General features: G+C 39.9%; 9 protein-coding genes. 5 read left to right on the forward strand and 4 right to left on the reverse strand.

The window, feature by feature from the left end; all coding sequences use genetic code 11:
* Positions 1-64: 64 nt before the first annotated feature.
* Both HWQ39_RS14555 and map read left to right on the forward strand, forming a co-directional pair.
* Positions 65-589 (forward strand): plastocyanin/azurin family copper-binding protein, encoded by a 525-nt coding sequence (locus tag HWQ39_RS14555; RefSeq protein ID WP_292845967.1) that lies wholly within the window; start codon positions 65-67, stop codon positions 587-589.
* 286 nt (positions 590-875) lie between these two features.
* Positions 876-1,703, forward strand: a complete 828-nt coding sequence (map, locus tag HWQ39_RS14560) for a type I methionyl aminopeptidase (RefSeq protein WP_292845969.1) — start codon at positions 876-878, stop codon at positions 1,701-1,703.
* An 84-nt stretch (positions 1,704-1,787) separates the two neighbouring features.
* On the opposite strand, the gene HWQ39_RS14565 is transcribed toward map, so the two are convergent.
* Positions 1,788-3,293: a hypothetical protein gene (locus HWQ39_RS14565; RefSeq protein ID WP_292845972.1), complete on the reverse strand. Its 1,506-nt coding sequence runs from the start codon at positions 3,291-3,293 to the stop codon at positions 1,788-1,790.
* A 208-nt stretch (positions 3,294-3,501) separates the two neighbouring features.
* Between HWQ39_RS14565 and HWQ39_RS14570 the strand changes: the two genes are divergently transcribed.
* A complete protein-coding gene (locus HWQ39_RS14570; RefSeq protein WP_292845975.1) occupies positions 3,502-4,899 on the forward strand; it encodes an amidase in 1,398 nt (465 codons plus the stop codon).
* Positions 4,900-4,954: 55 nt separating this feature from the next.
* Here the strand turns inward: HWQ39_RS14570 and HWQ39_RS14575 are convergent, their stop codons facing one another.
* From HWQ39_RS14575 to HWQ39_RS14585, 3 genes are all read right to left on the reverse strand, one after another.
* Complete coding sequence (locus tag HWQ39_RS14575; RefSeq protein ID WP_292845978.1) at positions 4,955-5,998, reverse strand: deoxyhypusine synthase; 1,044 nt, start codon at positions 5,996-5,998, stop codon at positions 4,955-4,957.
* A 250-nt stretch (positions 5,999-6,248) separates the two neighbouring features.
* Complete coding sequence (locus HWQ39_RS14580; RefSeq protein WP_292845981.1) at positions 6,249-6,449, reverse strand: hypothetical protein; 201 nt, start codon at positions 6,447-6,449, stop codon at positions 6,249-6,251.
* 887 nt (positions 6,450-7,336) lie between these two features.
* Complete coding sequence (locus tag HWQ39_RS14585; RefSeq protein WP_292845984.1) at positions 7,337-8,203, reverse strand: aldo/keto reductase; 867 nt, start codon at positions 8,201-8,203, stop codon at positions 7,337-7,339.
* A 146-nt stretch (positions 8,204-8,349) separates the two neighbouring features.
* On the opposite strand from HWQ39_RS14585, the gene HWQ39_RS14590 reads away from it, so the two are divergent.
* The gene (locus tag HWQ39_RS14590; RefSeq protein WP_292845987.1) at positions 8,350-9,111 is read left to right on the forward strand and encodes a hypothetical protein; all 762 of its coding nucleotides are present in this window, start codon (positions 8,350-8,352) and stop codon (positions 9,109-9,111) included.
* A 336-nt stretch (positions 9,112-9,447) separates the two neighbouring features.
* Positions 9,448-9,711 (forward strand): DUF3146 family protein, encoded by a 264-nt coding sequence (locus HWQ39_RS14595; RefSeq protein ID WP_179067550.1) that lies wholly within the window; start codon positions 9,448-9,450, stop codon positions 9,709-9,711.
* Positions 9,712-9,816 lie beyond the last annotated feature (105 nt).

A 9,816-nucleotide genomic window follows, 5' to 3' on the forward strand; every position in this document is an offset into this window, starting at 1 on the left:
ATGGATAATGAAGAATATCTATTAATTATTCCTACTCCTCACCATTGCCTTTTGAGAACTACCGATGAAAATTTACAACCATTTATCCCAAATTGTAATTACATCTCTTACTTTTGCCGCTATTACTTGGCTACAAATATTACGGCGTAACTACGTGATATTTACATTGCTTTTGGGACTAAATTTCATCGTTGCTACTCCCGCAATGGCGGCAAATTTGTCTGGCGATTTGCTCAAGCAACCAGCTACAGAAATTACAATTAACTTGGGTAATTCGGCTAACGAACTGAAGTTTGAGCCAAATCATCTGGAATTCGTAACTGGCAAACGCTATCAACTAACGCTTACCAATCCCAGCCAACTGAAACACTATTTTACTGCTAAAGATTTTGCCGATGGCATCTGGACACAAAAAGTCCAAGCAGGCAAAGTAGAAATCAAAGGAGCCATTCACGAACTAGAACTCAAGCCAGGTGCAGAGGCAGAATGGGTATTTGTGCCTCTGAAATCTGGTGATTATGGCTTACGTTGTACAATACCAGGACATACAGAAGCCGGTATGACTGGAGAAATTGCCATCAAGAATTAAAAAATAAAAATTATTAGCCTCAGTATTTGGCAGCAGTCTAATGTTTCAATTAAAGATAATTTAGCTAAATTTTACAGTGTGTAGTGAAAAATAACTTAGGGTGCTTTGGATGCAACTCCAACCATTGGGAGTATGCGAATGTGTTATTCTATATACGTTAGCGCCTAAACTGGAAGAATCCCTATCAGGGACTAAAATAACTTAAATTATAGATATTATTTCTCAACTAATTTAGAGAAAGCATTGATACTTTAGCAATCAAGCCACCTGTAATGATTAATTTCCTATGAACATTTTCAGTAACTTACTTTCTCAAACAACTCAGCCTGCAACTGCAAAAAAACAGCGCCGAGGAATTGAAATTAAATCGCCGCGTGAAATTGAAATCATGCGGCAATCAGCGATAATTGTGGCAACTGTCTTAAAAGAAATTGCCGAGCTAGTAAAGCCAGGAATGACAACGGCTGATTTGGATACTTATGCCGAAAAACGCATCCGTGAAATGGGTGCGACACCGAGCTTTAAAGGATATCACGGTTTTCCTGGTTCTATTTGCTCCAGTATTAATAATGAAGCAGTACACGGTATTCCTAGTTCTAAGAAAGTGATTCGCGTCGGTGATGTATTAAAAGTAGATACAGGCGCTTATTACCAAGGTTTTCATGGTGATTCTTGCATTTCAATTGCTGTTGGTGAAGTGACACAAGAAGCTGCGAAATTAATTCGCGTAGCAGAAGAAGCTTTATATAAAGGCATTGAACAAGTTAAGGCTGGTGTATACCTGCTGGACTTAGCTGGAGCAATTGAAGACCATGTGAAAGCTAATGGTTTTACTATAGTCGAAGAGTTCACTGGACACGGTGTCGGTCGTAATCTGCACGAAGAACCTTCAGTATTTAACTATCGTACCCGCGAGATGCCAAATGTTAAACTCCGTGCGGGGATGACGCTGGCAATTGAGCCAATTTTAAATGCAGGTTCTAGACACACGCGGACATTATCTGACCGTTGGACAGCAGTCACAATGGATAATTCTTTGTCGGCTCAGTTTGAGCATACAGTTTTGGTGACAGAGACAGGTTATGAGATTTTGACTGACCGTTCTAAAGTGTAATTGTTATCTGATTTGTCAAAATTCACGGTGTCCAGATTCCCGACTTATTAAAGAAGTCGGGAATCTAATATTTAACGAATGATTTTAGTACTGGTATATTTGACTGATAGCTGCATAGTTAGTTTTATAAATAGGAAGCATTTCTTTAGCCTGTACAGAGAGAAATGTACTTTCTGGAATCGCTTTTAATAAATTTATTGCTTGCTGCCATTTCTCTTGTGCTTGCTGCCGACTTAATTGTGAATGAGGTGAATTTTTGACAAATAAATTAGCTTCCATTGCTAGTTTTTGGGCTGATTCTAAGTTTGCTAAAGCTTTCTTTTCAATCAACACTCTTTGACTGATAGACTTATAGTTAATCTGATAGTAAGCCAATTTCTTCTCTGCTTGATCATAAACTGATGTCTTGTGAGGAATGCTATCTAACAAGATTATTGCCTGATGCCATTTGTTTTGTGCTTGTTGCCAGACTTTTAGAGGATGCGGTGGCTTTTGAACTAGAGAAGCAGCCTCCATACCAAGTTTTTGAGCAGATTTAAAGTTAGCGATCGCTGCACCCGCGTCTGGCGCGATCGCACTTCCTTCTTGAGTTAAACTTAGACGTATCTGCTGTAATTGTGGATTTTGCTCTCGAAGTTTCCAACCACAAAAACCTAAAATTAATAAACTTGAGGCTATGAGCAAAGCTGAACGTACTATTTTTGGCGTTGCAAACTTTGGAGCTATTTCTACTTTCTGGCTAATAATTGGTTCTTTATTAATTTTTTGTTCAATATTTTTTAGAGCTTCTTCTGCTTGTTCTATTAAAGTGTTACCCTGAATTATTAAAGTAGAAACTTGTTCTTGAAAAAAATCACAATCATTGAGAATATCTGTCAATTCTTGGAATTTCTCTTCACTGGATATAATCAATTCGTGGTCGTCGTCTAACCACTCTAAAGCGAAACCAGATTTACCATAAAAAGCTGATACGCCTAATAAAATATTTAATAAGCTCCGGCTGTTTTTAACAGTATTAAAAATATAATTTAATTTTTCTTGTAACTGTAATAGTTGTTTTTGATAATTGTCAATCTGTTGAATTTGATGTTGTAAAATATTAGATTTTCTCAAATCTAAGCTAATTTTTAAACTTTCCGCAAGTGTTTTAAATTCACTGGGTATGCTTGGATGAATAATATCAGAATTTAGTTGATTTACTAATTTAACTTCACTGAGAATATCAGCAGCTATTGCTTGCAAAAAATAACCCCATTCAATCCAACTATCGATTTTTGATAGTAAATCAGTCAATGAAATTTTAGTTTCTGAATTGCCAAACTTTTCTATTATGACTGGATCTACTAATTCCAGACGAGGTATAAACAAAGTAGCTACTGTAATTAATCGAGGAAGTGTGGCGATCGCAGAATTCTTGAGACGATCAAACTGCAATTCCTGAACAATTAATTTTTTAATATTACGTAATTTTTCTTGAGCATTATTAATTATAATAATTTGTTCCATGATTTCATTAGAATCGCCAATAGTCAGTTTTAGACTCTGAATTAGTGTTGGCAATTCACTAACAAGTATTTCTAGGTGAGCCATAAATACCCCTTAGGGATTTGTCGAAAGTTTATGCGAAACAATTAAAATGGCTTGAGTAAGAATATAACCACGCCTGTTGCATCTGAGCATCCTAGTTGAGTGCAAATCTTAGGTAGCTATAAAATGTATAATTCCCCTAAATCCTGCTAAAGTAACAATTTCAGTTTAAAAATCCCAGAGAAAGACAAAATTACCCATTCACTAACCTATGAATGAAGTTGATTTAGCATTTACCCCAGCACTAGAGTTGGCGCAATTAATTCGTCGCCGAGAACTATCACCACTAGAGTTGGTAGAAATATATTTAGAACGGATTGGGCAATTAAATCCTCAATTAGGAAGTTATTTTACGGTGACGGCAGAATTAGCGATCGCAGATGCCAAAGCCAAAACAGAATTATTGACAACTACCTCAAAATTACCGCCATTTTTTGGCGTGCCGATTTCCATCAAAGACCTAAATGCTGTAGCAGGTGTTACTTGTACTTACGGAAATCCGGCATTACTAAATAATATTCCTAACTATGATGATGGTGTTGTAACACGGATTAAGCAAGCTGGATTTACTATTATCGGTAAAACAGCCACTTCCGAATTAGGTTCATTTCCGTACAGTGAGCCTGCGGGTTTTCCCCCAGCGAGGAATCCGTGGAATTTAGAATACACCCCTGGCGGTTCCAGTGGTGGCGCAGCAGCAGCAGTAGCAGCGGGATTATGTGCGATCGCTCAAGGTTCTGATGGTGGTGGTTCAATTCGGGGGCCTGCGGCTTGTTGTGGTTTGGTGGGACTCAAACCATCCAGAGGCAGAGTGAGTAAAGCACCTGTAGGCGAACGCCTGGCTGGAATTGCTGTCAATGGCCCCATCGCCCGGACTGTTGCTGATGCTGCTGCCCTTTTGGATACCATATCTGGCTATGTCACAGGCGATCCTTACTGGTTGCCCGATCCTGAACCATCATTTCTCGCCGCCACTCAGACAAAACCTGGTACTTTGCGAATTGCCTTTGACACTAGCATTTCTCCTTTGGGAGAAGCTGACGCTAACTGTCAGCAAGGTGTCCGCCAAACCGTCCAGTTATTAGAACAACTCGGCCACCACGTTGAACAGAAATCCCCGGATTTCAGTGCTTTAGTTGAACCCTTTCAAATCGTCTGGCAAGCTGGGGTAGCGGCGGCGGGACTTCCAGTTGAAGCCTTGCAACCATTAAATCGCTGGCTATTTGCACGCACAGGTTCCGTTGGAGAATACCTGCAAGCAGTTTCTCAAATGCAGGTAGTGGCACGTCAAATTGTGGCGTTTTTCGATACCGTGGATGTGCTGGTATTGCCAGTTTATCTACATTCACCCATCCGCGTTGGGGAATGGGCTTCGCTGAGTCCAGAAGAAACATTCCAAAATATTATTGAGTGGGTTGCCCCTTGTCCGCCTGCAAATGCAACTGGACAACCTGCGATCGCAATTCCTGTAGGCTTTGACAGTAAGGGTTTACCCATCAGTGTGCAACTAATTGGTAAACCTGCCGCTGAAGCCACAATTATCAGCCTAGCAGCACAATTAGAAGCGGCTAACCCTTGGATTCATCATCGTCCAGCCTTGGCAATATAGGGCAATATGGGGCGATGATCTCTTGTAGAGGGGACAAAAAAGCCCCCTCAAATTGCTATACAGTCGCTACCTTGGGTTGAGGTTTAGTGAATAACTCAGCTAAATGATGTGGTTGGCGCGACCGCCAGTTCCCCTTATGATACGCATACCCCGCAATTAACGGGAACGCTACAGTCGCCTCAGAAAACACCATCTGTTCAGTAGCTTTATCTACCTTCCCCCAAGAATGAGCCTCTTTGAGGGTAGAACCAGATAAAGCCCCATCCCGCTCATCAGCGACAGTGACTTGAATTGTATACTTGTGCATACTCGTCTCAAATCCCAGCATTTCCGCAGCTACCACCGTATCCTGAGCGAAGTTTTTTGGTACACCACCACCAATCATCACCAATCCAGTGTAGTTGGAAGCTAGTTTGCACTGCGTCAACTCCCGAAAGTCCCGCACCGAGTCAATCGTGACATGAGATTCTGGAGAATTCCATTGGTGATGCACTAAGCCAAATCCAGCAGAACAGTCACTAAAAGCGGGGACAAAAATTGGTACTTGGTGTTGATAAGCGGCTTGCACCACAGATTGACCATAGTTACCCCGACGTTCTAAATAAACCGCCATCTGCTCAATAAATTCCCGTGAAGAATAGGGACGCTTCTGTAAATTCTCGGCGATTTCTGCAATGGTCATGTCACACACTCGCAGTTGATCCTCATCAATGTAAGTGTCATATATGCGGTCTATCCGTTGCTGTCTTAGCACTTCATCATCAGCAAAGGGGTCGCCAACATAATGACAATAACCCAACGCTTCAAAAAAATCTTGATCAACAATGTTAGCGCCAGTAGACACGATCGCATCTACCATATTGTGAGTAATTAAATCGTGGACTATTCCCTTGAGTCCAGCACTAAATAAAGACCCAGCTAAACACAGAATAATCGTACATTCTTTATCTTGCAGCATTGCATCATAAATTTTTGCTGCCCGTCCCAAATTTCGACCTTGGAAAGCTGTCTTACTCATAGCTTCCACTAAGCCAACAACATCGAAAGCTTTGATGTCAATTGGTTGCACAGTCTGTTGCAAAAGTTCTTCACGATTCATGGTAGATTGTCCTTTTTATTGAAAATAAAAGTTATACGGTCTGCACAGCGACTACAAGGCAAGTCTTGCCAACGTACTAGGCGCTTCGCAGTGGTCGTACCAGGACAAACCAGGATCAGATTGCCGTCTTTTATTTAACTTGACGTGCAAATCCCAGATACTCATGAGTTGGATGAAACGATTGTTCAATTTTGCTATTAATAACTTTTTAAACACTACAATTCACCCATCATACTCAATTTACGTCAAACTAACAAGTGGTTGTCAAAACTAGCTCAATTTTCTCCAATGCCCAATCTATTTCCCATATCCACACACCTTGTCCTTTAGTAATAACTACATCTAAAGGATGATAATTATCAGCACCATATTGCTGTTCTAGTTCAATATAATCCTGGGTATTCATAGTGTCGAAAGAAGGAATACCCAAAGTTACGTTTGCTGCTTGCATATTTACTCCTGATAGCTTTGAGGGGTTGAAATAAAACTAAAAAACATTTGAAATACTACCAGTTGAATGTTTCATTCGACTGGTATAGTCTGAATTTGAAAACATCCAGCTTTGTTGTTCGTTGTAGAATTTAAAATACCAACACGCTATTTACAATGAGAGTGAAAAATCTCCTCCCAATAGCAGCGATTTAATTTCAAAGACAATGGATTTTTTCTGATTATCTAAATAGCCAGTTTATTAACTAGATATTTACTCATCTTCCAGACACGCAACTTTTATAGGACATTTTCTACCTAGTTTTAGTGAAGAAAACCCGTTGCCCATTCTGTCTGAATATGAAACTTTGCTGGCATAAATACCTATCGTATAAACTGTAATTTTTTTGATGCTACTTTTTTTTAGCTAGGCATAGCTAAAACATAATCAATAGCTGACTGATGTCTCTAGGAATCCGCTTTGATTCTTGAATTTATCTACGTAGGCAGGGACAGGAGGATTGTAAGGAGTTTTGTTTAGAAATTAAATATGATTCCTATATAGTACAACTTATCAGGAAAATTCAAACTCCTCAATGCCAGGGAGGGGCATATTAAAAATAGGTGGTTGCAAACAGAAAATTTCTTGACCTAAAAATTGGTAGATTTGGCAGGTTATAAGTGCTGGCTGACGAAGTTTTAATGGGGCGCGATGATCGTCCGATAGTCTCAGCTTTTTTTGCACTTTTTCAAACCGTCGAACTCACGTTACTTCTTAGCGTCTTTTGGTAAGATTTATAGTGGATTTTAATAAATAGACCAAAGTAGAGTAAGCATTAAAATGCTCACTCTATAAGCCACGAAAATTTTAGGCAACTTCTACCACATCTACCTTAACTAGTGGAATGATTAAGTTGCCCGATCAATTTTTTGCACTTCTTCATCAGATAGTTTCACATTGATAGCTTGTGTGGAGTCTTCAATACTGGAAACCTTACTAGCACCGGGGATTGGCAAAATAGCGGGTGATTTGGAACGCAACCACGCTAAGACGATATTATACACCGATACGCCTTTTTCTTTCGCTAACTGAGCGATCGCAGCAATATCTTGCAAATCCTGATGGCGACGCCTACCACCAAAGGGACTCCAAGGCAAAAAGGTTAATCCTTGCTGTTTGCAATACTTCAACACGCCGTCATTTTCTGGCTGTCGTTGCCAAGGGCTATATTGATTCTGTACTGAGACAATATCTACCACATCCCGTGCCCGCTTAATTTGTTCAACGGAAAAGTTAGAAACTCCTACAAACCGAATCAAACCAGCCTCTACTGCTTCTTTAACTGGTGCAAGGGATTCTTCAATGGTGTATTTAGGATCAGGCGAATGGTATTGCCAAACATCGATGGGTTTAGCACCACCCAAAGCCTCAAAACTGACGCGAATTGTTTGGCGTAAATGTTCTGGGTTGCCGTTACTTGTCCAGTTGCCATCGGGACGCATCAAACCGCCCTTCGTTGCCACAAGTACTTGACTAACATCGCCTTTATAACTACTAAGTGCCTTATGAATTAGCTGTTCGTTGTGATGTTTATCTGACTCATTTTTGCAGTAAGCATCGGCAGTGTCAATAAATGTAATACCCAAATCCAACGCCTGATGAATAACTTCGATTGATTGCGATTCAGGAGGGCGATTAGCAATTGACATGGGCATACCACCCAAACCGATCGCACTCACAAAGATACCAGTTTTTCCTAGCTGTTTGGTTTCCATGCTTTTAGCTATAGCTTTCTGTCCCAATTATCTATTAGTTAGGCATTCATAATAAATCCTCCTTAGTACTTATACTTGGTGATCAGTAAATGGGCAACAAGGGGAATACTCTACTCAGGGGTTAAGTATTCTATACACAGGTATCGATGAAAATTGTCGCACAAACCCATACTAAATTGCAGCTAAAGCATCGACCATTTAGCTATTGGTTTAGTGGATGGTCTATTTTTATTATCTTTTTAAGCTTTTTGATTTACTGCTTAGTTTTTGATTCTGCTTCACTTAGTCTCAGTTGCATTCGACCTTCTTCAAACCAAATTAATTGTGAATTGAAGCGGTTTAATTTGCTGGAAAGTATGGAGAAACTTAAAATATTTGATCTTCAGGAAGCATACATCCTGACAAAGACTGGTAGTAAAGGGAGCAAAAGCTATGAAGTTATGATTGTGACTCCATTTGGAGAATTTGCCCTGCTATCGCATATTAGCTATCAAGAAGATGAGGAAGTTGTTTCAAAAATCAATTATTTTATCGCCTCTGGGCAAGTTTCCCTATTAGTGCAGCAGAATCAGCGAAATTATCTATTTTTCTCAAGTTTATTTACATTATTTATAATGGCGATCGCTGCTTATTTTGCTACATCACCGGCAACTACCTGCACCTTCTATAAGAGTATTGATAAGGTCTTTATCGAACGTAAAAGTTTGCGTGGCAACCAAATTATCGAACATCCACTAGAAAGTATTCTGCGTTTTGATATCCAAGAACGGCAATATAAATACTCCAAAGTTTATCGGGCTGTAATTATGCTGAAATCTGGCGAGGAAATTCCAATCAACCCACAATATACTGATGAAAAGAGCATCAAATATGCAGTTTCTAAGATACTCTTATTTCTGAGAAACTAAAAAAATTACTCGCCCTAAGTGCCTCAGCATCCTTAAGGGAGATATTAAAAACTCAGAAACCTCTAAATTTTTTGTGCGCGATCGCTTGACATCTCCACCCGGAATCTGATAAACCCCAAATTAGGTTATAAAATCCGCCCAGGTTATAGCCGCAACTTCAGTATCCTGAAGTCGTTTGGCTCATGAACACAACTTAGTGAACTACAAATACCCACTTTGTCAGTTCACAATCCCACCCTACTAAGAGTTGAGGGTAGGGACTTCCGCGATATGTTAAATAAAATAAGTAGCCAGCCTATATGAGCGGCTGTTATTCCACAGTTGACATAAAGCATTGTGAGTGCAAAACGTCTGCCAGAAACCATTGCCCATGTCAGAATTACTCGCCAATCCTGGCAACACGGCTTCCTTGAAGGCGAAGTGAGTGCAGGTGAGTTTGAGTGGCATTTCCAGTGGCATTTTCGCCGAGGAGAACTTGCTGTCAAGCCTTCCCAAGGCCGTGCCCTAATCAAAGAACCCCTCGGTCGATTCTTGGAGCAACAAGATTACCAGCTAGAGCCTGGAGGAGATTATGCTTTTACTATTCGGGCGCAACTTTAAAAGTTAAAAGCCATTCAATTTTGGATTTTAGATTTTAGATTTTAGATTTTTAGGACTTACGCATTGACAGAATAACAAAATAGTGAATTCATAAATAAGGGTCGT

It is taken from the genome of Nostoc sp. NMS8, from assembly GCF_017115045.1.
GTDB lineage: Bacteria > Cyanobacteriota > Cyanobacteriia > Cyanobacteriales > Nostocaceae > Nostoc.

Excerpts from the sequence above, each read along its gene's own strand:
- HWQ39_RS14555 (WP_292845967.1), top strand. The coding sequence starts at position 65 with ATGAAAATTTACAACCATTTATCCCAAATTGTAATTACATCTCTTACT.
- map (WP_292845969.1), top strand. The coding sequence starts at position 876 with ATGAACATTTTCAGTAACTTACTTTCTCAAACAACTCAGCCTGCAACT.
- HWQ39_RS14565 (WP_292845972.1), bottom strand. The coding sequence starts at position 3,293 with ATGGCTCACCTAGAAATACTTGTTAGTGAATTGCCAACACTAATTCAG.
- HWQ39_RS14570 (WP_292845975.1), top strand. The coding sequence starts at position 3,502 with ATGAATGAAGTTGATTTAGCATTTACCCCAGCACTAGAGTTGGCGCAA.
- HWQ39_RS14575 (WP_292845978.1), bottom strand. The coding sequence starts at position 5,998 with ATGAATCGTGAAGAACTTTTGCAACAGACTGTGCAACCAATTGACATC.
- HWQ39_RS14580 (WP_292845981.1), bottom strand. The coding sequence starts at position 6,449 with ATGCAAGCAGCAAACGTAACTTTGGGTATTCCTTCTTTCGACACTATG.
- HWQ39_RS14585 (WP_292845984.1), bottom strand. The coding sequence starts at position 8,203 with ATGGAAACCAAACAGCTAGGAAAAACTGGTATCTTTGTGAGTGCGATC.
- HWQ39_RS14590 (WP_292845987.1), top strand. The coding sequence starts at position 8,350 with ATGAAAATTGTCGCACAAACCCATACTAAATTGCAGCTAAAGCATCGA.